Source organism: Leifsonia sp. AK011, from assembly GCF_013410945.1.
In the GTDB taxonomy this organism is placed as follows: Bacteria; Actinomycetota; Actinomycetes; order Actinomycetales; family Microbacteriaceae; genus Rhodoglobus.
Map to the genome: position 1 here is coordinate 1,617,141 of NZ_JACCCH010000001.1, position 21,090 is coordinate 1,638,230.

At 68.6% G+C, this 21,090-nt stretch carries 19 protein-coding genes; 8 read left to right on the plus strand and 11 right to left on the minus strand.

The annotated features are described in order from the left end of the window. Positions 1-44 precede the first annotated feature (44 nt). The 3 genes from HDC94_RS07905 to HDC94_RS07915 all read left to right on the plus strand — a co-directional run bounded on the left by HDC94_RS07905 (position 45) and on the right by HDC94_RS07915 (position 4,548). On the plus strand, positions 45-1,874 hold the full coding sequence (locus tag HDC94_RS07905; protein ID WP_179496449.1) for a DUF2207 domain-containing protein: 1,830 nt from the start codon (positions 45-47) through the stop codon (positions 1,872-1,874). Between the two features lie 21 nt (positions 1,875-1,895). Beyond that, positions 1,896-2,240 (plus strand): DUF6804 family protein, encoded by a 345-nt coding sequence (locus tag HDC94_RS07910; protein WP_179496451.1) that lies wholly within the window; start codon positions 1,896-1,898, stop codon positions 2,238-2,240. Positions 2,241-2,409: 169 nt separating this feature from the next. After that, the gene (locus HDC94_RS07915) at positions 2,410-4,548 is read left to right on the plus strand and encodes a DEAD/DEAH box helicase (RefSeq protein WP_179496453.1); all 2,139 of its coding nucleotides are present in this window, start codon (positions 2,410-2,412) and stop codon (positions 4,546-4,548) included. Between the two features lie 20 nt (positions 4,549-4,568). Here HDC94_RS07915 and HDC94_RS07920 read toward each other — a convergent pair whose 3' ends face one another. Then, positions 4,569-5,954: a phosphotransferase gene (locus tag HDC94_RS07920; protein ID WP_179496455.1), complete on the minus strand. Its 1,386-nt coding sequence runs from the start codon at positions 5,952-5,954 to the stop codon at positions 4,569-4,571. A 109-nt stretch (positions 5,955-6,063) separates the two neighbouring features. On the opposite strand from HDC94_RS07920, the gene HDC94_RS07925 reads away from it, so the two are divergent. Next, positions 6,064-7,011 (plus strand): alpha/beta hydrolase, encoded by a 948-nt coding sequence (locus HDC94_RS07925; RefSeq protein WP_257021641.1) that lies wholly within the window; start codon positions 6,064-6,066, stop codon positions 7,009-7,011. A 20-nt stretch (positions 7,012-7,031) separates the two neighbouring features. After that, complete coding sequence (locus HDC94_RS07930) at positions 7,032-7,925, plus strand: alpha/beta fold hydrolase (RefSeq protein WP_179496456.1); 894 nt, start codon at positions 7,032-7,034, stop codon at positions 7,923-7,925. Here HDC94_RS07930 and HDC94_RS07935 read toward each other — a convergent pair. Next, on the minus strand, positions 7,913-8,665 hold the full coding sequence (locus tag HDC94_RS07935; protein WP_179496457.1) for a glycosyltransferase family 2 protein: 753 nt from the start codon (positions 8,663-8,665) through the stop codon (positions 7,913-7,915). The two genes, HDC94_RS07930 and HDC94_RS07935, sit on opposite strands and share 13 nt — an antisense overlap. A gap of 48 nt (positions 8,666-8,713) precedes the next feature. Here HDC94_RS07935 and HDC94_RS07940 point away from each other — a divergent pair, with 48 nt between their 5' ends. Beyond that, complete coding sequence (locus HDC94_RS07940; RefSeq protein ID WP_179496458.1) at positions 8,714-10,561, plus strand: DUF2207 domain-containing protein; 1,848 nt, start codon at positions 8,714-8,716, stop codon at positions 10,559-10,561. A gap of 41 nt (positions 10,562-10,602) precedes the next feature. After that, positions 10,603-12,090, plus strand: coding sequence for an aspartate ammonia-lyase (locus tag HDC94_RS07945; protein WP_179498932.1), 1,488 nt, complete (start codon positions 10,603-10,605; stop codon positions 12,088-12,090). Between the two features lie 88 nt (positions 12,091-12,178). Here HDC94_RS07945 and HDC94_RS07950 read toward each other — a convergent pair whose 3' ends face one another. The 7 genes from HDC94_RS07950 to HDC94_RS07975 are packed head-to-tail and all read right to left on the minus strand — an operon-like array spanning position 12,179 to position 19,182. Then, positions 12,179-13,588, minus strand: coding sequence for a nucleotide pyrophosphatase/phosphodiesterase family protein (locus tag HDC94_RS07950; protein ID WP_179496459.1), 1,410 nt, complete (start codon positions 13,586-13,588; stop codon positions 12,179-12,181). Then, entirely contained in the window at positions 13,585-14,706 is a 1,122-nt protein-coding gene (gene eboE / locus HDC94_RS07955; protein WP_257021643.1) for a metabolite traffic protein EboE, read from the minus strand. Before eboE ends, HDC94_RS07950 begins: the two co-directional genes overlap by 4 nt. Then, positions 14,703-15,596 carry a TatD family hydrolase gene (locus HDC94_RS07960; RefSeq protein WP_179496461.1) on the minus strand — a complete coding sequence of 298 codons (894 nt, stop codon included), beginning with the start codon at positions 15,594-15,596 and terminating at the stop codon, positions 14,703-14,705. Before HDC94_RS07960 ends, eboE begins: the two co-directional genes overlap by 4 nt. 4 nt (positions 15,597-15,600) lie before the next feature. Then, a complete protein-coding gene (locus HDC94_RS14435) occupies positions 15,601-16,218 on the minus strand; it encodes an EboA domain-containing protein (protein WP_218870516.1) in 618 nt (205 codons plus the stop codon). Then, entirely contained in the window at positions 16,215-17,099 is an 885-nt protein-coding gene (locus HDC94_RS14440; protein WP_218870518.1) for a sugar phosphate isomerase/epimerase, read from the minus strand. The genes HDC94_RS14435 and HDC94_RS14440 overlap by 4 nt, the downstream gene beginning before the upstream one ends. After that, a complete protein-coding gene (locus HDC94_RS07970; protein ID WP_218870519.1) occupies positions 17,096-18,004 on the minus strand; it encodes an SCO3242 family prenyltransferase in 909 nt (302 codons plus the stop codon). The genes HDC94_RS14440 and HDC94_RS07970 overlap by 4 nt, the downstream gene beginning before the upstream one ends. Beyond that, positions 18,004-19,182, minus strand: a complete 1,179-nt coding sequence (locus tag HDC94_RS07975; RefSeq protein ID WP_179496463.1) for an inositol-3-phosphate synthase — start codon at positions 19,180-19,182, stop codon at positions 18,004-18,006. The genes HDC94_RS07970 and HDC94_RS07975 overlap by 1 nt, the downstream gene beginning before the upstream one ends. 277 nt (positions 19,183-19,459) lie before the next feature. On the opposite strand from HDC94_RS07975, the gene HDC94_RS07980 reads away from it, so the two are divergent. Beyond that, positions 19,460-20,563 carry a polyprenyl synthetase family protein gene (locus tag HDC94_RS07980; RefSeq protein ID WP_179496465.1) on the plus strand — a complete coding sequence of 368 codons (1,104 nt, stop codon included), beginning with the start codon at positions 19,460-19,462 and terminating at the stop codon, positions 20,561-20,563. A 9-nt stretch (positions 20,564-20,572) separates the two neighbouring features. Here HDC94_RS07980 and HDC94_RS07985 read toward each other — a convergent pair whose 3' ends face one another. Then, positions 20,573-20,824, minus strand: coding sequence for a hypothetical protein (locus HDC94_RS07985; RefSeq protein ID WP_179496467.1), 252 nt, complete (start codon positions 20,822-20,824; stop codon positions 20,573-20,575). Beyond that, positions 20,776-21,090 (minus strand): hypothetical protein, encoded by a 315-nt coding sequence (locus HDC94_RS07990; protein ID WP_179496469.1) that lies wholly within the window; start codon positions 21,088-21,090, stop codon positions 20,776-20,778. Before HDC94_RS07990 ends, HDC94_RS07985 begins: the two co-directional genes overlap by 49 nt.

Here is a 21,090-nt window from a genome sequence, read left to right on the forward strand (position 1 = left end):
GCTGCGAGCCTACCCAGCGGGCCCTGATCGGCTACCGTGGCAGCGTGAACCGTTTCGCACGAGTCATCCTCGCGGCGCTCCTCGTCGCGGCACCCCTCGCCGGGGTCCCCGGCCCCGCCACAGCAGCCCCGGCATCCGGCTCCGCGACGGCGGGCGTCGACGATTTTGTCTTCGATTCCCTGAGTATCGACTACTACCTCGACGTCGACGACGCCGGGCGAAGCACTCTCCGCACCGTCGAGACGTTCGTCGCGGTCTTCCCCGAGTTCGACCAGAACCGGGGGATGAGGAGGGCCATCCCCGGTAGCTATCAGGGCGCTCCGACCGATGTCAGCGTCGTGTCCGTGACCGATGAGAACGGCGTGCCGCGGCCCTACGAGGTGGAGACCGACGATGAGGGCTTCGTGCTCGTCACGAGCGCCGCGGACGACTACGTGCACGGCACGCAGACCTACGTCTTCACCTACGACCAGCGCAACGTCACCAGATTCTTCGAGAACACCACCGCCGACGAGTTCTACTGGGACACCAACGGCACGGGCTGGTACCAGCCGTTCGGCACGTTGACCGCGCGGGTCCACGTTCCGGCTGCGCTCGCGGCATCCCTCACCGGGAAAGCGGCGTGCTACTTCGGGTACGAGGGTGTCGACACCCCCTGCGACATCCAGGCCTCGGGGGATGCCGGCGGCACAGTGTTCACGATGCAGGTGACGAACGTCGAGCCCCTGCAGAACATGACCTTCGCGATCGGCTTCGACCCCGGCACCTTTGTTCCCCGGGATGACTCGTACTTCGGCTCTGCCCTCGGGTGGCTGCAGGTGCTCTCGCTCGTCGGGTCGGTGTTCTCGCTTGTGATCGCGATCGTGCTGCGTTCGACCTATCTGGGGGATGCCCGGGGCCGCCCGACGATCATCGCCGAGTACACCCCGCCAGCGGAGCCCGGGATCCTGATCTCGGCGATCGTCGTCCGCAAGTCACGCCGCGCGATTGCCGCGACACTTGTCGACCTCGCGGTGCGCAAGCACATCAGGATCATCGAGACCCCCGCGACGGGCTGGTTCGCGAGGGGCAATGACTACCTTCTCGAGTTGCAGGATGCCACGGGCCTCGAGGGTCACGAGAGGCAGCTCGTCACCGCGCTCTTCGGGTGGCAACTCGCGCCGGGAACGGGCTACCTCATGTCCAAGAACGACACGGCGCTGAGCCAGCACGTGCGCGCGATCATCCAGTCGGCGACATCCCGGGCAACGAGCCTTGGATACCGCGCGTCGTACCGGGCTTTCGCGGCTGCCCTCCCGATCATCGTGGCGATCGGATCACTCGTCGCGACCTTCATCCTCGGTGTCACGATGACGGAGGATGCGCTGGGTGGCGCGATCCCGCTCCTCCTGGTGATCCCGGCCGTCCTCGTCGTCCCCCTCGTGTTCGCTCTCGTGGCGCGAGTGCCCCTCACTGAGAAGGGGTCGGAGCTGCGCGACCACCTCAAGGGGCTCTCGCTCTACATCAGGCTGGCGGAGGCCGACCGCCTGCGCATGCTGCAGTCGCCGACCGGCGCGGAGCGCGAGCCGGTCAGCCTGGACGATCCCCGCCAGGTTCTCGATATCTACGAGAAGCTCCTGCCGTATGCCGTTCTTTTCTCGCTCGAACGGGAGTGGGCCCAGGAACTCGGCAAGTACTACACCGACTCGAGCCCCGACTGGTATTCGGGCACGTCGGGCTTCAACGCCGCCGTCTTCGCCTCAAGCATCGGCTCGTTGTCGTCATCGATCTCGACCTCCTACTCGGGTACCTCGTCGAGTAGCTCCAGCGGTGGCTCCGGCGGAGGCGGGTCCTCCGGCGGCGGCGGAGGAGGCGGTGGCGGAGGCGGCGTCTAGATCGCGAATAGGCTGGGGCGGATGAGTGCTTCATACCCAAACCCAGCCCGCCGCACGGCGCTCATACCCGCCATCATCGCCGTGATCGCCCTGCTCGCCGGGGTGGCCTTCATCGAGTCCGACGGATTCACGGTCATCCGCTACGTCGTGAGCATCTTCGCGCTCATCGTGGCCGTGTTCGCGTGGCAGGCGCACCAGTGGTGGTGGCTCGTCGGCCTCGTGCCCATCGCGATCCTGTGGAACCCCGTCTTCCCGATCGATCTGGGAGCGCCGGACCTGTGGCTCGGGCTGCAGTACGTTGCGGCCCTCGTGTTCAGCGTTGCGGGCATCCTGATCAAGGTCACGCCACCGTCCACGGAGCGCTAACGCCGGGCGCCGTCGTTTGGGCGTACAATGGTGCCAACGACGATTCCTTCCACCAGCCGCACCGCGACTGGGTCTGGAGAAATTCGAATCGTTGCCGTCTCCCGGTGATCTCGCCGGGGACCGTTCACTGATCAGGCGTCGGGTCGCAGCATCCGCGCAGGGAGACCACGTGGCAACTACCGGCCAGTCAGACTCGGGCAGGCGCTCGACCAAGCAGCGCACCCAGCGCGGCACAGCCTCGCAGCGCCGTCGTGTGCGCCCCGGCGACGATGTCGGGGTCATCCCGATCCTCGCCCGCGCCGCACGTGAGGTGGAGACCGCCGTGCAGAAGGGACCGCTGAAGCCCGCCAACCGTGCTCGTTTCCAGGTGGCTGCCCTGCTCCTCCGCGAGGAGCGTGCCCGGGTCAAGACGGATGCCACGCTCTCCGACAGCGAGCGCGCCAACGAGCAGAAGCGCCTCGACGGGCTCGCGGGCATCCTCGCGAAGACCGCCGCGCGCGACACGAGTCTCATCGCCATGCTGAGCGAGGATGCACCGGTCACTGCCGCAGCCAAGGCGCTGCGCCGCGACCTCCTGCTGGCCGCCGGTGTCGAGCTCAGCCCCGATGAGCTCATCATCACCACGGAGCCGAAGCCGGTCGACAAGCAGGTCGAGAAGCAGGTGGTGCCGGCATCCGTGCGCCAGATGCAGATGTCGAACCCGTTCCTCGCCCCCGATTTCAGTGCCGTAGCCGCAGCGAGCACGCAGCCGAGCCGCCTCGCGAACTGGGAACTGATCGAGCCACTGTTCCGCTCCTTCGAATACGGCGCCGGTGGTGGCGCTGCCACCATGGACCTTCCGGAGGCGGGCTCGCTCCACGCCCAGGGCGATCTCGAACTCATGCGCCACCAGGCGCGTTTCGTCGAGGAGGTCCGACGCGGTCACCGCACGTTCCTCCTTGCCGACGAGCCCGGTCTGGGCAAGACGGCTCAGGCTCTCCTCGCCGCGGCCGCGTCGAACTCCTACCCGCTCCTCGTCGTCGTGCCGAACGTCGTCAAGACCAATTGGGCGCGCGAGGTCGAGCGCTGGACCCCCGGACGCACGGCGACCGTCGTCCACGGTGACGGCAACGACGTCGACGCCTTCAGCGATGTTGTGATCGTCAACTATGAGATCCTCGACCGGCACGTCGGCTGGCTGAGCCGCTTCGGCTTCAAGGGGATGGTCGTCGACGAGGCGCACTTCATCAAGAACCTCAAGTCGGAGCGCTCGAAGCACGTGCTTTCGTTGTCGCGCAGCATCCGCGCCACGTACCCGAAGGCGCTCATGATCGCGCTGACCGGTACGCCTCTCATCAACTCGATCGAGGACTTCCGCGCGATCTGGCAGTTCCTCGGTTGGATCGACGACAAGAAGCCACTCGCGCCACTCATGGCCAAGCTCGAGGACACCGGCCTGACCCCGGCCGATCCCGGCTTCTTCGCGGAGGCCCGCCGGGCCGTCGTCGACATGGGCATCGTTCGCCGAAAGAAGGTGGATGTCGCAGCCGACATCCCCGCGCGTCGCATCGCCGACATCCCCGTCGAACTAGATGACGAACTGGGTCGCTCGATCCGCGCGGCGGAGGCCGCGCTCACCGCGCGCCTGCTCGACCGGTTCCGCCGGGTGCGCGCCATCAAGCCCGATGCCTCGGACGAGGACCTCATCCGCGTCGTGGCCCACGCCGAGCTCGAGGAGTCGAAGGGCCAGAACACCGGCGAGAACGTCTTCACGATGGTCCGCAGGATCGGCCAGGCCAAGGCCACCCTCGCCGCCGACTACACGGCGCAGCTCGCACGGTCGGTCGGCAAGGTCGTGTTCTTCGCGAAGCACATCGACGTCATGGATGCCGCGGAGGAGCACTTCGAGCGTGTGGGCCTCAAGTCCGTCTCGATCCGAGGTGACCAGAGCGCCAAGGCTCGCCAGGAGGCCATCGACTCGTTCAGCACCGATCCCGACGTGGCCGTGGTCGTCGCATCCCTCACGGCGGCGGGTGTCGGTCTCAACTTGCAGGCGGCATCCAACGTGGTGCTCGCCGAACTCAGCTGGACCAATGCCGAGCAGACCCAGGCGATCGACCGTGTACACCGCATCGGCCAGGAGCTCCCGGTCACGGCCTGGCGCATCATTGCGGCCCACACGATCGACGCGAGGATCGCCGAGCTCATCGGCAGCAAGGCGGGACTCGCGGCGCGGGCGCTCGACGGCTCGGACGACGAGGTCGCCGAGGAGTCGAACATCCAGCTCGAAGCACTCTCGAGCCTGCTGCGCAGCGCGCTGAGCGACTAGGCAGAGTCCGAGGGGCTGGCTCAGCCGGGTACGCGCGCTGAGATGCGTTCGATCGCCGCCACGGGGATCGCCAGCCACTCCGGACGGTTGCGGACCTCGTACACGGCCTCGTAGAGCGCTTTGTCGGCTTCGAACGCATCGAGGACCGCGCGGCACTCCGCGAGGTTGGTTCCGGATGCCTCGCCGTAGCCCTCCGCGAAGGCGAGCCGCGAGGCGCGAGCCCACTCCCTCGCGTCCACCCCGGCCGTGACCCCGAGCGCTCCCGCCACGTAGTCGAACGAGCGCAGCATGCCCGCAACGTCGCGGAGCGGGCTGTCGAGCTGGCTGCGTTCGGCCATCGGACGCAGCGGCTCTCCCTCGAAGTCGACGACGAACCATCCGCGACCCGGCACGTCGAGCACCTGACCCAGATGGAGGTCACCGTGGATGCGCTGCTGCTCCGGCCACCGCGAGGCACTCGCGAGGGCGAGAGTCTCCTCGAGGGCCGCGCGATGGGCCTCCAGCTCGGGCACCTCGCGAAGCGCGGCATCGAGTCGACGCCGCATCTGGTCGAGCGTCTCGGCGATGTCCGACGCGGTCGCCTCGCGCGTGGGGAGGGCCCGGGCGAGCATCGCGTGAACCGTCGCCGTCGTGACGCCGAGGCGTCGTGCAGGCTCGGTGAAGTCCTCGCCAGCGGAGGCCGACTCGAGCGCCAGCCGCCACGCATCGGCGGCGCCGGGCAGGAACTCCTGGGCGAACGCCAGGTGTCCGCGAGCGCGCCCGTCTGCTCGTCCGCTGTCCGGCCACTCGGCCACGATCGCACCCACCGCTCGCGGGACGGCAGTCGAACCAGCGGCGGCCAGCGCGCCCTGCAGCTCGACATCGGGGTTCTCGCCGTGATGGAGGGCGCGGAACAGCTTGCAGATGACGGGGATCGAGCCGGTGCCCGGCCACTCCACGATGATCGACGTGTTGGACTGCTCGCCCGACAGCACGCGCGAGTGCAGCGAGGGGGAGTCCGCGTCGAACGGTACGGATGCCGGGTTCCGCTCGCCGAGCGCCGAGGCTCCCGCACCACTGGCTGCGCTCCCGTGCTCGAGCATCCTCAGAAGGGCTGCGACGTAGTCGTTGTCGCGCGGCGCGTCGTAGACCCAGGCGAGCCCACGACGCCCGATCGGCGCGACGTCGACCAGGGGCTCGTCGCGGTAGGAGAGCGGCACCTGGTACAGGGTCGCGCCCCCGGCGGCGTGGTCGATGAGCAGGTGCGTGACGAAGCGGACGCCGGGTTCGGGCGCGAGTTCCCAGCGTCCGATCTCCTCGAGCCTGGGCCGAGCACCCTTGTTGGCGAACCAGCGCTGGCGCGTCATCCACGGGCCCACGAGGTCGAGGTCGGCTGCGGGGCCGGGGACTTGTGGCGGGAAAGTCATGCGTCAGATTAGGCACGCGCAGGCCCCTACGGTCAAGGGGTGGCGGGCTCGCGGCTGTTGTGCAGTTCGCACCCAGCCTCCGCTCGGGCCGGGCGCATACGGTGCTGTCATGCCCGCATCGCCGCCCGCCCTCTCGCGGGTACCCGTGTGGGTCTGGCGCGCGCTCATGGCGCACCTCACCCCCCGCGAAGTGCGGCGATTCAACGCCAACCCGCTCACCTCGGTCGACTACACCCTCGACCTGGACTACGTCGGCGACGGCATCCGCGAACACCGCCTCGACGTGATCGTGCCGAAGGGCGCCCCGAGCGACGGTGCGGGACTGCCCGTGTACGTCTACTTCCACGGCGGCGGATGGACGTCGGGCGACAAGTCCACCCTCACCAAGTACTGCGCGAGCCAGGCCGAGAGCGGCATGGTCGTGGTCAACGTCAACTACCGCAGGGCGCCGCGACACCGCATGGCCGACATGATCGCGGATGCTTCGGCCGCCCTCCACTGGGTGGGCGAGCGCATCGCGGACTTCGGCGGTGACCCACGCTCCGTGATCGTCGGTGGGGACTCCGCGGGCGGCCAGCTCGCCGCGCTCGTCACGGCGACGACCCGCAATGCGGAGCTCGCTGAGCACTACGGTCTCGAGCCCACGCCGACGACACGCGTGCGGGGTGTGGTGCAGCACTGTGCCGCCCTCGATTTCTCCGTCATCTTCGAGCGGGGCTTCATCCTCAGCACGCAGTTCGTGCGGATGCTGCTGCCCGCGGGTATCGCGTCGAGCGCCATCCGCGCAGCATCCCGATACCTCTCGCCCATCGAATGGGTGGACCCGACGTTCCCGCCCACGCTCGTCACCACCTCGCGTCCCGACCCGTTCTACCGCGCAAGCCTCAACTTCGCCGCGGCCCTGCGCAGGCACCGCGTTCCGGTCGAGGTGCATGTCGACGAGGACGCCCAGCACACGTGGCAGCAGGATTCGCATCATCCGCGATCGGCCGATGTCTACGCGCGCCTGCAGGATTTCGTGGGACGCGTCGCCCTCGCGCCCCGATCCGTCACCTGATCGGCGCTATCTTGTGATGCGTGATCGATGAGTCCGGGGCTCGCGCTGAGGCGCGTCGACGGGATGCCGCCATTCCCGACCTCGACTGGACTGCCCTGCCCGAGGGCACCGAGACATATGTGCACCCGGCACCGAGCGGCGGACTCGCGACGATAGCTCTCGGGGACCCGGCGGCACCGCGCGTCGTGCTCGTCCCTGGCGTGACAGGCTCGAAGGAGGATTTCATCCTCATGATGCCGCTGCTCGCGGCAGCGGGCTACCGGGTGGAGTCGTTCGACATGGCCGGCCAGTACGAATCGTGGGAGGCCGGACCGCAGAACCTCAGCCCGCCACGGAGACACTACGACCATGAGCTCTTCGTCGACGACCTCATCTCCGTGCTGGAGGCGGGAAGCGCGCCCGTCCACGTCCTCGGGTACTCCTTCGCGGGAACCGTGTCGCAGCTGGCCTTCGCGCAGCGCCCGGAACTCTTCGCGAGCCTCACGCTCCTGAGTTGCCCTCCCGAGCCCGGCCAGGGGTTTCGGGGCGTCAAGCGGCTCGGGCCCTTCACTGGCCTCGCCACGGGCGGTGTCGGCGCAGCGCTCATGATCTGGGGCGTGCGCCAGAACTTCACCCACGTGCCGCCCGGCCGCCTCGCCTTCGTGCGGGCGAGATTCGCCCTGACGCGGCGTAACGCGGTACGCGACATCATCTCGCTCATGAAGCGGGCACCCGACGTGAGGGGAGTGCTCGCGGCATCCCCCCTGCCCAAGCTCGTGGCCGTCGGGGAGCACGACCTGTGGCCGTCCCACCTGCACCGGGAGTTCGCCGAGTCCATCGGGGCAAGGCTCGCGGTGTATGCCACAGGACACAGCCCGTGCGAGACGGCGCCGAACGAGCTTGTGCTCGACCTGCTGGAGACCTACCGGGCCTGAGCGCCTCGCGCTCGCTGCACCGCACGGCGCTCCGCCCGTCGGCTCCGGTAGGAGCGTTCGCGGCGGTTGAGCTCGAGGGTGCCGAATGCCCAGCGGATGCGACGGCGGAATCCCGCGAACGAGGCGAAGGGCCGGGCGGAGACCCCAACGCGCAGCGTGCGGTCGAACCGAACCGTCATGTCGGGCGCGACGTGGATCGCCAGGTCGAGGTCGTCGTGGATCTCCCGGAGGGTGCGGTGCACCGATCCGCGCAGGCGTTCCCACGCGCTCCTGCGGAAGGCGAGGTTCGAGCCGAAGAGCGGGTGATGCCCCAGCAGCAGGCCCACGAACCAGATGTAGCCGCCGATGTAGAGGTTCTCGGCCACCCAGTGAACGGTTCGCGAACCGCCGTAGAACGTGCCGGGACCGGACAGCAGGTCGAGCGAGGGCTCCTCGCCGAACGTGGCGACCACCCTGCCCACCCAGTCCGCCGGAGGTACTGAGTCGGCGTCCAGTCGCAGGATGAGGTCACCCTGCGCTGCGTCGAATCCCGCGGCCGAGGCAGGGAAGATGCCTCGGAGGGGCTCGGGGAGGACGGTGGCGCCGTGCCTGCGGGCAACGTCGGCCGTGTCATCCGTGCTGCCGTTGTCGACGACGATGATCTCGTCAGGAAGCCGGGTCTGCGCTGCAAGGGCACTCAGGCAGCGATCCAGCATGGCCGAATCGTTGAGGGCCGGGATGACGACCGAGACGCGAACCATGGCGATCCCCAGCATAGCCAGCGGAGGGCGCGGGGATAGTCTGGGTTGGTGAAGCTCGTGCGCGTGGCCGCCCTTGCGGCCATCCTCCTCCTCGGATCTGCGGCGGCCCCCGCGTTAGCGGCGGAATCGACTGGGAGCCAGGCGACCCCGGCATCCGTGGGCGGCACGCCGACCGACGTTAACGACTTCTCCTTCGAGTCATTCGACGCCGAGTACTACCTCGATACGAACTCGGAGGGTCGGGCTACCCTGCGGGTTGTGGAGACGATCGTCGCGATCTTCCCTGATTTCGACCAGAACCGCGGCATCATCCGCGCCCTGCCGCTGACCTACGGCGACGTGCGGCTTGAGCCCTCGGTCGTGTCCATCACCGACGAGAACGGTGCGAACGTGCCGTACGAGCGCGACGACTACGGGGACTTCGCAGAACTGGCGTTGGGAACAGACGATTACGTGCAGGGGCGCACGACCTACGTCATCGAGTACACGATGCGCGACGTCATCCGCCACTTCGAGGATTCAGGCGGCGACGAGTTCTACTGGGACATCAACGGTGACGGCTGGGCGCAGTCCTTCGGCACGGTGAGTGCCACGGTGCACCTCTCAGCATCCCTGGAGGGCGGCCTCACGGGAGACGCGAGCTGCTTCCTCGGCTACTACGGCGAGGTGGGCCAGTGCGAACTCGAGCGCGAGGGGTCGACGTTCTCCGCGAGTCTCGGGCCGGTGCTCCCGTACAACACGCTCACGGTCGCGATCGGCTTCGATGGCGGAACGGTCGTGCAGCCGACGCCGCCGACCGAGAGCTGGATCGTGCAGGTCGTTCCCAAGGTGCTTCTCGCGCTGTCGGGCTTCTGGCTGCTGCTGGCCTTCGTGCTGCGATCCCTCCTGTGGCGAGACGCCAAGGGGCGGGGCACGATCATTGCCCAGTACTCACCGCCGGAGAGCAGCGACCTGCTCCTCGACGCCGAACTGCTCCGCAGGCAGGAGTCGGGATTCCCCGCGCTTCTCATCGACTTCGCGGTGCGCGGCATGATCCGCATCATCGATACCGAACCCGGCGGCTCATCGAACGACCAGTTCGAGCTCGAACTCGTCACGGGCGAGGGCGCAAGCGCGAGGGAACGGCGCGTGCTGGTCGCACTCTTCGGCACGAAGCTGACCCCGGGCAAGCGCGTCAACCCGGGCAAGCTCTCGGCGGGTGAGGGGTCGGCGATCTACGCAATGCGCAGCTCGACGGCCACCTTTGCCGATTCCGAGGGGCTTCGCGCGCGGCCCGTGACCACAGTGCCCACGTGGATCCGACGCGGCGCAGGACTCACCTGGATCGCCTTCGCGCCCGTGTGGGCGTGGGCGGCCTGGTTCGGTGCACTCGGGGTCGAGGTGGTGCTGCCCGCCATCGTCGCGTCGGTACTCGCGCTCGTGACATCCATGGTGCTCATCCTTCCCCCGCGCCTCACCGAGGCCGGCGCTGAGGCCAGGGACTACCTCGAGGGCCTGCGCCTCTACCTCACTGTCGCCGAGGAGGAGCGTATGCGGATGCTGCAGTCCCCTGAGGGCGCCCTGCGCGTGGATGTCGCCGACCATGACGCCATCGTCAAGCTCAACGAGCGCTTGCTGCCGTACGCCGTGCTCTGGGGCGTCGAAGACCGCTGGGTGGAGGAGCTGCGCGCCGAGTGGTCGAGTGGTGGGCCATCGTGGCTGGATGGCACGAGCCTCACCCCGCAGCTGATGAGCAACTTCAGCTCCGCATCGGTCTCCACCATCCGACCGATCGTGACGTCCTCGTCCTCCGGCTCGAGCTGGTCGTCATCGGGCGGATCGAGTTTCTCCAGCGGGTCGAGCGGCGGCGGGTTCTCCGGCGGCGGTGGCGGCGGCGGAGGCGGCGGAGGGAGATAGCGATGTCGACGGACAACAGGGGCCTGCTCACGGGGGACGAGATGTCACCGCGACGGGAGTTCCTTGCGGCTCTGCGCGGCGAGATTCCGACGCGAACCGAGACCGACTCGCTCGGCACGATGGCCATCCCGGCAGACTCGTACTGGGGGATCCACACGGCGCGGGCGCTCGAGAACTTTCCCATCACCCGGCGCGCGATCTACAACTACCCGTACCTGATCGAGGCACTCGCGCGCGTCAAGCAGGCGGCGGCCCGCGCGAACAAGGAGCTCGGCGTGCTCAGCCCCGAGAAGGCCGACCTCATCGACCGGGTCTGTGAGGAGATCGCCAGCGGCGTGCTGCACCAGGAGTTCTGTGTCGGTGTCATCCAGGGTGGCGCGGGAACCTCCACCAACATGAACACCAACGAGGTGATCGCCAACCGCGGCCTGGAGCTACTCGGCTTCGCGAAGGGCGACTATGCCCACCTGCATCCGATCGACGACGTCAACCGCAGCCAGTCGACGAACGACGTTTACCCGACAGCCATCAAGCTCGCCATGGTGTTCGGAACCCAGCGCCTGCTCACCGAGCACCTGCTCCTCACCAAGGCCTTCGCCGCCAAGGGCCGGGAGTTTGCCAGCATCCTCAAGATCGGTCGCACCCAGCTCCAGGACGCGGTTCCGATGACCCTCGGCCAGGAGTTCGCCGGGTTCGCGACGACCCTCTCCGAGGACTACGACCGGCTCTCCGAGGTAATCCCGTGGCTCAACGAGATCAACATGGGCGCGACCGCGATCGGTACGGGCATCACGGCTGACCCCCGCTATGCGGAGGCCGTACGGCGCCACCTGGTGGCCGTGACGGGCATCGAGATGGAGACCGCCCCCGACCTCATCGAGGCGACCGCGGATGCCGGCATCTTCATGACCCTCAGCGGAACGCTCAAGCGCGCTGCCGTGAAGCTCTCCAAGATCTGCAACGACCTGCGCCTGCTCTCGAGCGGACCGCAGGCGGGGCTCGGTGAGATCTTCCTGCCGCCGCGCCAGGCGGGGTCGTCGATCATGCCGGGCAAGGTGAACCCCGTGATCCCGGAGGTCGTGAACCAGGTCGCGTTCTCCGTGATCGGGGCGGATGCCACGGTCACCGCTGCCGCGGAAGCCGGCCAACTCCAGCTCAACGCCTTTGAGCCCGTGATCGCGAGCTCCATCCTCCAGTCCCTGGCCTGGATGACGAACGCCTGCTACACGCTGCGGGTGAACTGTGTCGAGGGCATCACGGCCAACACGGAGCGCCTCGCAATGCAGGTGGAGACGAGCGTGGGTGTGGTGACGGCACTCACCCCCTACATCGGCTACCAGGCCGCGGCATCCCTCGCCCACGTCGCACTCACGTCGAACGCGTCGATCCGCGACCTCGTCGTGGAGGCGGGCCTCATGCAGCCCGAGACCGTCGACCGCGTACTCTCCCCGGAGCGCCTGTCGGGCATGGTGCCCCTCACGGGCCCCCTGCGCCTCCCGCTCCAGCCGCCGCCGGACACTGTGGGTTGAGTAGCCGCGGCGAAGCCCGGCGTCATCGAAACCTCACGTCCGGGGTTGCTCGGATGTGAGGTTTCGAGACGGCCACTTCGTGGCCTCCTCAACCCGCGGGTTCGAACCCCTGCGCGCGAAGGATGAGGTTCTTGATCGACGTGGCCGGGACCGTGTCGCCCTCGCCCGCGAGGAAGGTCGGATCCGACGACAGGATGATCGGCGTATCCGCCGGGCCGCTGGGGAGGCGCCCGTGGGTGCCCTTCACGATCGACGGGTCGAGGGAGATCGCGTTCATCGCGTAGCGCAGGCCGACCGCCTTCTTCGCGAGGTTCGCCGCCGCCTTGACCTTCACGAGCGGGTCTGACGGGTTGAAGAACAGCTCAGCAGGGTCATAGCCGGGCTTGCGGTGGATGTCGACACCACGCGCGTACTCTGGCGCCTTGTCGTCGTCCAGCCAGAAGTAGTAGGTGAACCAGGCGCCGGGCTTCGCAACCGCGACGAGCTCGCCGGAGCGCTCGTGGTCGAGACCGTACTTCGCCTGCTGCGAGCGGTCGAGCACCTCGTCAACCCCGTCGAGGCCCTCGAGGATCGCGCGAACCGCTGGGATGTCCTCGGGGTTGTCGACGTAGACGTGGGCGATCTGGTGGTCGGCGACGGCGAAGGCGCGCGACGTCCACGGGTCGAGCTGCTCGAGACCCTGCTGCACGTAGACCTCGAGGAGGCCCGCGCGGCGGAGGGCGCGGTTGATGTCGATGGGCTTGTCCGCTGCGGCGAGTCCGTACTCGGCGAGCGCGACGACGGTGACGCCCTGGGCCTCGGCCTGGTCGAGGAGCGGGGCGAGCGCGGCATCCAGCTCGGCGGCGGCCGCGGCGGCCTCGGGGCCCTCGGGGTCGAAGCGCTGGAGGTCGTAGTCGAGGTGGGGGAGGTAGGTCATGGTGAGCTCGGGAACCTTGCCGCCGGTGCCCCCGCCCTCGAGGATGTAGCGGGTCGAGTCGATGAGCCACTGCGACGACTTGATCGTGGCCGTCGGTCCCCAGTACTGGAAGAGCGGGAACACACCGAAACGCTTCTCGAGGTCATCGTGCAGGGCGGGCGGACGCACGTAGTCGTCCGCGGACTTGCGGCCGTCCGCGTGGTAGATCGGACGCGGGGTGACCGTGACATCCGTCGTCGCGCCCATCGCGTACCACCAGCCGAGGTTGGCTGCGGTGTAGTCGGGCTGGCTGCGGCGTGCCGTCTCCCAGACCTTCTCGCCGTGCACGAGCTTGTTGTGCTGGCGCCACAGGTAGATGTCGCCGAGCCCCTTGAAGTACCAGCCGTTGCCGACGATGCCGTGCTCTGACGGCATGGTGCCGGTCAGGATGGTCGACTGCACCGAGCAGGTGACCGCAGGCAGCACTGTGCCGAGGCTTGCCTGTGCACCTTTGCTCGCGAGGGCCGACAGTCGCGGCATGTTCTTCAGGATCGGAGCGGTCAGCCCCACAATGTCGAGAAGCAGGATCGGGCGAGTGGTCATTCTGTTCGGGTTCCCATCAGTTCGCGCTGTGCCCAGAGGAGTTCGCTCGCGATACCCGCGGCGAGGTCGGCGGGCGGTTCGGGCAGGACGGCCCAGGTGTAGGTCTCCACGTCCACGTGCACATCGTGCTCCGGACGCGCGCTGACGACGGTGTCTACGGCCGCGAGGAGCACATCCGTGGTGGCCGTCAGGGGTGCATCCGGAACCATGTGCAGGGGCACGTGGAAGTGCACGCGCCACGGGCCCTCGGCGGGCAGCGTCGCGAGGGCCTCGTCGAGGTCGTCCACGCGGAGGATCTGGTCGCCCTGGTTCTCGCGCACCTGGTGCACATAGCGCGGTTCCGCGAAGACGGAGATCGCCTCGCGTGACGCGGGGTCGGCGGGTGTGAGCACCTCCAGGGCTGCGGAGGCCTGGATCTTCACGACCTTGAGTCCGGCGTCGTGGATCGACTGGACCGCGGCCACGGGGTCGGCGAAGGAGACGGCGAGGTGGCAGGTGTCGAGGCACACACCGACGAACTCCGGGTCGATGACGTCCTTGCGTGCCGAGAGCCACTCCACGATGTCGGCGACGTTGTCGAGGATGCAGCCGGGCTCCGGTTCGATACCGATGCGGATGATGTGGCCGGTGGTGTCGTGGATCTGGCGAAGTGCTGCAACGAGCGTCGCGAAGGCCTCGGTGGCCGCGGCATCCTGCTCGGGGCCCCAGCCGGTGCGCCAGCCGAGCGGGAGTGTGGAGATGCTGCCCTCGGCTCGTGGCGGCAGGAGGGCGGCGAGCGCGCGTGCCGTGTCGATCGTGTACTCGAGGCGACGCGGGTCGGTCCAGTCCGGCACGTAGACGTCGAGCTTCACGACATCGGCGTGGAACGCCGCGTAGGGGAAGGCGTTGAGGGTGCGCACCTCGAGGCCCTGCTCGTCGAGCACGGCCCGGAGGCGATCGCGGGATGACTCGTCGGTGGCGAGCTGGTGCGCGAGGTCTGCTGGCAGCCAGAGGCCCACGCCGAGCACGTCGAAGCCGGCAGCCTCCCTGGCTGGCCCGGCGTACTCACGCAGCTGCGCGATGACACCGTCGAGGTCCTCTGCCGGATGCACGTTCGTGCAGTACGACAGGTGCATCATGCCTGGACCGCATCCGGCGCGGTGGCCGGGGCTCCGCGCTGCACGGAGTTGCCCTCAAAGAGCGGCGGAGCGAGGAGCGCCTCGAAACCGGGGAGGGGCGTGACATCCACGCGGCCGCTCTGGTTGTAGAAGTCGATAGGGTTCTGCCACATCACGCGGTCGACGTCGGCCTCGGTGAAGCCGGACTCGAGCATGAGCTTCGCGGTCTTGAGCGTTTTGAGCACGTCGGAGCGTCCCCAGTCGGCCGCCGAGTTGATGAGAACTCGGTCGGTGCCGATGCGCTGGAGGATGGCGACCATACGCTGCTCGTCCATCTTGGTGTCCGGGTAGATCGAGAAGCCCATCCAGCAGCCGCTGTCGGCCACGAGGTCAACGGTGAGTTCGTTGAGGTGGTCGACGACGACAAGCTCCGGTGCGACGCCGGAGGCGGCCACGACGTCGAGGGTGCGCTGCGTGCCCGAGAGCTTGTCGCGGTGCGGGGTGTGCACGAGCACCGGGAGTTCGTACTCGAGCGCGAGCGCCATGTGCTCCTCGAAGACCTGCTGCTCCTCGACGGTCATCGAGTCGTAGCCGGTCTCGCCGATCGCCACGACGGACTCGCGCACCAGGAACCGGGGGAGCTCTGCCATGACCTCGCGGCAGCGCGGGTCATTCGCCTCCTTGGGGTTGAGGCCGACCGTCGCATGGTGTCGGATGCCGAACTGCGACGCGCGGAACCGCTCCCACCCCGTGATGAGGTCGAAGTAGTCGACGAACGAGCCGACGCTCGTGCGCGGCTGCCCGAGCCAGAAGGCCGGCTCGACGACGGCACGCACACCCGCGGCGTACATGGCTTCGTAGTCGTCCGTCGTGCGGGCGGACATGTGGATGTGGGGGTCGAAGATGCGCATCGCGCTATCCCTTCGCGATCGGCTCGGCGAGAGTGCTGAGGTCTGTGGTGATGACGCGGCCAGCCGAGCTGCGCTCGCGCACGAGGTCGCGGGCCATGCGCTCGAGTTCGGCGTCGCGCCGCTCGTCGAGCTGAGCCACGGCCGTGAACGGCACGTCCATGAAGACGAGCTTGATGACGCCCTGGCGCCAGGTGTCCTGGTCGAGGTGCGCACCGGCGAAAGCGCCCATGCCGGATGCCACGAGCCTGGGGTCGTTCGCGCGGAAGGCATCGTGCACCAGGGCAACACCCGCGGCCACGGCCTCCTCGGGCAGTGCACCACGCTCGGTGAGCAGGTTGAGGCCGCGCAGGATCCCGCGCTTCACCTCGTTGTCACCCTGGTCGTAGAGCGTCGTGACGGAGGTCGCAAAGTCCTGCGGCGACTGCGCCTCGGCCAGCACGGTGATGAGCTCGGCGCGCGCGGCATCCGCTGTTGTGCCGAGCACCTGGCCGTTCGGGTCGGACGCCTCGTCCACGAGGTCGCGGCCAACACCGAGTCCGGCCTGCGCAAGCCACCGCAGCGCTGCTGTCGGCTTCTCGCGCACGGCGTCGCGCGCTGTCGCCATCCAGTCCTCTGCTGTCATCGTGCACTCCTCACAACGTCGTGGGTGATGGTGTCGAGAGCCTGTCGCATCCTCGCGATGCTCTCCTTGGCCAGTCGTGGTGCAGCATGCGAGTCCCGGGGGAGTTCGATTGCCGCTACTCCTGTGTACCCGATCTCGCTGAGGGTACGAAACGCGAGGTCGATATCGAGTTGTCCGGTGCCGAGTTCGAGGTGCTCGTGGACACCGGGCATCATGTCGTCGACCTGCACGTTGACGAGCAGGTCGCCTGCCTGGTGCAGTGCCTCGACGACGCCCCCCGGTTCGACGGCGACGCAGTGACCGAGGTCCACGGTGATCCCGAGTGCCTCGGGGTTGCCGAGCTCGGAGCGCAGCGCGAGCGAGTCGCTGACCGTCTCGACGCGCATCCCCGGTTCCGGCTCGAAGCCCAGTCGCACGCCACGGACGCTCGCGAGAGCGACGACGTCTGCCGTGCGATCGACGAGCAGTCGCCAGGCTTCGGCGTCTGACATCCCCTCCGGCGTGACCCCGGACCACATCGAGACGCAGTCGGCTCCCAGGACTCCCGCGATCTCGATCGCGCGGGCGAGGAAGGTCATGCGTCGAGCCGCATCGACGTCCACGAGTGTCGGCCGGTGCTTCACATGCTTGTCGAGAAGGTACCGGGCCCCGGTCTCGACGACCACTCGCATGCCCCGGGTTGTGAGATCGTCACGCAGCGTTCGGGCACGTGCCTCCCAGTCGTCGCCGAAGGGATCGAAGTGGGGATGCCCGAGAGTGAGGGCGACGGCACCGTAGCCGTAGCCCGACAGCACGTCGAGGGTGTCGGAGAGGGTGTGGTCGGTGAAACCGTTCGTGCCGTAGCCGAGGACGGGAACGGGGGGAGTGTCGGGGGCGATCACGTGATCGAGCCCCCCTCCTGACCCCGCTGCGCCGACCGCGCCTTGGCGGCGCGGGACTTGAGGGTGATGTCGAGTCCGATGAGCGCGATGGAGGCAACCAGATTCCCGGCTCGCGCGGCGAGGCCGGCCTGCAGCGGGATCATGCCCATGATGCCCGCGCGCGTGGCCGTGCGGATGGTCCCGGCCGTGGGGTCGAGGACGGCCTCCGACTGCGGCACGCCGACGGTCACACCGAAGCGCGCCGTCGCGAGGGCGCCCGCAGTGCGTCCGAGCGAGGCATCGACGCCGGCCGCGGCGGGTGCTGGCACGGCGACAGTGGCGGCGGCGACACCGGCGGTCGCGGCGACGGACCCTGCCACGGCGCGACTGGTGGATCCGTGGACCTCACCCCGTGAGAGCACGGTGACGTTGGCGGTGTGCGCGGCCACGATGGCGGCGGCGGGCGCTGCGGCGAGCATCCGGTCTGAGCCAGCGCCCATGAGCACGTCGAGGCCGCGGCAGGCCGCCATGACGGCGGGACCGAACGGCCCCTCCTTGGCGACGAGGTTGTACGTGGCGATCGCGGCGGCGAGCGGCACGGCGAGGGCGACGGATCGGCGACCTCCGAAGATGCCGGCGGCCGCGATCCCTCCCGCAGCGAGCGCGGCTGCCGTGATGCCGGCGGCACGCCGCGAGATACGGCCGGAGGGGATCGGCCGCTCCGGACGCTCGATCGCGTCGAGGTCGGCATCGGCAAGATCGTTGAGCGCCATGCCCGACCAGTAGAGCAGTGCGGAAGCGATGGGGATGCCGAGCGCGCGACCGTGCAGTGGACGACCAGCCCAGCTGGCGCCCACGACGGCATCACCGAGAACGGAGAACGCCGCGGGGGCGCGCACGAGTTCCCGGTAGTCGCGCAGGGGCATTACGGGGTACCGACGGGCAGGCGCGTCGCTACGTGCTGAGCCCACTCCGTGAGCACCTTCGACTGCTCGGCGAAGGCGTGGATGTCGCTGCCCCACGGGTCCTTGAAGAAGCAGCCGAGCGCCGCCATCGGGCCCGACTCGCCACTGGCCTGGGCGAGCGAGAGCAGGCGCGCGAGATCGATCACGAGCGGTGCCGCGAGCATCGAGTCGTAGGCGCTCCACGTGGTCTGCAGGATGACGCGGCTGCCGAGGAAGCCCTCTGCACTCACGTGGTCCCACGCGGTCTTGATGTCGCCGAGGTCCGGCACGTTGTCGATATGCAGCGGGGCGACCACGTCGTTGCCGAGGAGGGCGTGCAGGCCGCGGTTCTTGGACGCGAGCTTCGAGCGCACGGCCTCAGGGTCGGCGAGCGTGGAACCGTCGCCGCCACCGAGGAGGTTGGTACCGGCCCACGAGCGCACCTTCATGCCGCGCGACGTGAACATGGGGGCGAGCACCGTGCGCAGGAGGGTCTCGCCGGTCTTGCCATCCTGGCCGGCGAAGGGGATGCCGGCGTCCGTCGCCCACTGCCAGAGAACGGGCAGGTTGAGGGAGGTCGAGGGGGTGAAGCAGGCGTAAGCAGCACCGGCGCTGACGGCCGCGAGGGCACCGATCGAGCTCGGGGGGAGGACGTTCTCACCTGGGGTCGCGAGCGACGCCTCGAGGAGCGCGCGATCCTCGAACTCGCTGCGGTAGGCGGGGAGCGGCTCGGTCGAGGAGACATCGATCACGACGACGCGCGCGAGGTCGAACTTCGCCTGGAAGTCGAGGATGTCCTGGGCGCGCTTCTCGATCTCGCCCTGCTGGGTGGGCGCGGTGGGCACGGGAAGGATGTTGGGGTCGAATGCCGTGAGCCCGTCCGAGACCGCGGCGACGAGAGCGCCATCGATCATGCCAGCGGTGCTCAGCGCGAGGGCCTTCTCCGCGAGGGGAGTCGTGCCGACGTCGTGGCCGCCGATGACGATGTCACCGAACTCGGCGAGCGGCACGCCGACGAAGTCCTCGCTCGCAGTGGTGAGGCCAACGGGCCCCGCCAGATTGCGACTCAGGGCGACGATTCCCACCGCCGCTGTGGTGGCAACGCTTCCGCGTCCACCGACGAGCCACAGGCCCGTTCCCTTGCCAGAAACACCATTCATCGTCGAACTGCTCCATCCTCGGTGTCCGCCATCGCACACATCCCGATCTCGTCGGTGCTCCCGACCGTAGGCGATAATTTACCGGACGTCAAAACAAAACATCCCTCGCGCCTTGACGCCCGCTCATTTAGCTGCCATAGGGCTGGTAGACACGTCGTGTCACTTGCGAAATCGGCAATTTCTGCTACTCCCAAACAAATGAACACCGGATGACATACTGGACCGGACGGCGGGCTCACACAGGGGTGAGCGGTCGAGCGTTCAGAGGAGATCGCACGTGGAGTCCAGCGCGACGAGTACAGACACTCGCAGCGGCACCCTCTCCCATCGTGTCGACGAGGCCGTCGACCGTACCGCGCACGTGATCGCCTCATCGTGGTCGGACTTCGAGGCTGGCCTCGGCGCCTTCCCGACGGAGGCCGCGCACCCCGCACGGCTGCTCTCCGAGATGACCGGGGGCAAGTACCTGAGGTCGCGGCTCGCGGTAGCGACGTACTTCGGCCTCGGGGGAACGACGGATGCCGCATCCGACGCCATCTCGGCGGCCGTGCAGCTCCTCCACCTGGGGCTGTGTGTGCACGACGACCTCATCGACGGGGACACCCGTCGCCACGGCCGCCCGAATGTCGCCGGCCGCGCCTCGGCGCGTGCGCTCGCCGAGGGCAGTGACACCGCGCGTGCCGCGCACGAGGCCATGACCGCGTCGGTGCTCGCGGGTGACCTTGCGATCGCCAGAAGCCAGCAACTCCTCCTGGCGGCTCCGCTGCCGGCCGAGACGCGCATCGCGCTGGTCGACGAGCTGCTCGATGCGCTCGGTACGACGATCGGTGGGGAGTGGCTCGACGTGCGCGGCGAGACCGCGCCAGCGGGTGAGGTACCGACCGACGCGATCGCCGCTCTCAAGACTGCGCGGTACACGACCGTGCTCCCACTCCGCCTGGGCGCCATCGCGCGCGGGGACGTGGACGCGCCCACGATGGATGCTCTCCAGCGTTACGGCGAGGCGCTCGGTGTCGCGTACCAGATGAAGGACGACGAGCTCGGGATCTTCGGGGACCCGGAGACCACCGGCAAGTCGGTCACGGCGGACCTTCGTAGCGGCAAGCGCACCGGCCTGCTCAGGCTCGCCCACGAGCTCGCCGACGGCAACGAGCGTGTGGTCCTCGACAACCTCATCGGTCGCTCGAGTCTCGACGAGGCCCAGGCCGGTCGCCTGCGTGAGATCTTCGTCGCCAGCGGTGCGCTGACCGTGCACCAGGAGCGCATGGCCGTGCTCGTGCGACAGGCCATTGACGAGGTGGAGCGAGCGCCGGGAATCCCAGCGGACCTGACCCGCTACCTCACGCGGGGCGCCGAGCTCGTGGTTCCGCGCGAGAGCTGATCGCCGGGGTCAGGACTTCGGGGCGTCCTCGTCCTCGATCACGTGGAGGGCCTCGTCGCGTGCGTCTGCCGCGGCTTCGGTGACGCGCTCCGTGACGTCCTTCGCGGTCGTGGCTAGCTTGTCGGCGACATCCTTGGCGGTTGACGAGACGTTGCTCGCGACGTCCTTGGCCGTCGTGGTCACGTTGCCCGCGACGTCCTTGGCCGTCGTGGTCACATTGCCCGCGACATCCTTCGCCGTGGTGGAAACCTTGCCTGCCACGTCCTTCGCCGTGGCCCGACCTTGTCCGCGACATCCTTGGCCACGGCCGGTGCTGCCTTCGCTGCGGCCTCGGCGCGCTCACGGATGATGGGTGCCTGCTGGCGCGCGTACTCCTCAACGTCGCGCCGCGCCTTGGCCACGCGCGGATCCTCCCAGAGCGCGATGGCCTTCGCCTTCATCGCGTCATACTTCTCGCGCCCCGCACGGGTACCGAGCACGTATCCGACGGCGACACCGGCGGCGAGAGCGAGGATTCGAGGATTCAT

Coding starts and splice junctions, on each gene's coding strand:
- HDC94_RS07910 (WP_179496451.1), top strand. CDS start 1,896: ATGAGTGCTTCATACCCAAACCCAGCCCGCCGCACGGCGCTCATACCC.
- HDC94_RS07920 (WP_179496455.1), bottom strand. CDS start 5,954: ATGACTTTCCCGCCACAAGTCCCCGGCCCCGCAGCCGACCTCGACCTC.
- HDC94_RS07925 (WP_257021641.1), top strand. CDS start 6,064: ATGCCCGCATCGCCGCCCGCCCTCTCGCGGGTACCCGTGTGGGTCTGG.
- HDC94_RS07935 (WP_179496457.1), bottom strand. CDS start 8,665: ATGGTTCGCGTCTCGGTCGTCATCCCGGCCCTCAACGATTCGGCCATG.
- HDC94_RS07945 (WP_179498932.1), top strand. CDS start 10,603: ATGTCACCGCGACGGGAGTTCCTTGCGGCTCTGCGCGGCGAGATTCCG.
- HDC94_RS07950 (WP_179496459.1), bottom strand. CDS start 13,588: ATGACCACTCGCCCGATCCTGCTTCTCGACATTGTGGGGCTGACCGCT.
- eboE (WP_257021643.1), bottom strand. CDS start 14,706: ATGATGCACCTGTCGTACTGCACGAACGTGCATCCGGCAGAGGACCTC.
- HDC94_RS07960 (WP_179496461.1), bottom strand. CDS start 15,596: ATGCGCATCTTCGACCCCCACATCCACATGTCCGCCCGCACGACGGAC.
- HDC94_RS14435 (WP_218870516.1), bottom strand. CDS start 16,218: ATGACAGCAGAGGACTGGATGGCGACAGCGCGCGACGCCGTGCGCGAG.
- HDC94_RS07970 (WP_218870519.1), bottom strand. CDS start 18,004: ATGCCCCTGCGCGACTACCGGGAACTCGTGCGCGCCCCCGCGGCGTTC.
- HDC94_RS07975 (WP_179496463.1), bottom strand. CDS start 19,182: ATGAATGGTGTTTCTGGCAAGGGAACGGGCCTGTGGCTCGTCGGTGGA.
- HDC94_RS07990 (WP_179496469.1), bottom strand. CDS start 21,090: ATGAATCCTCGAATCCTCGCTCTCGCCGCCGGTGTCGCCGTCGGATAC.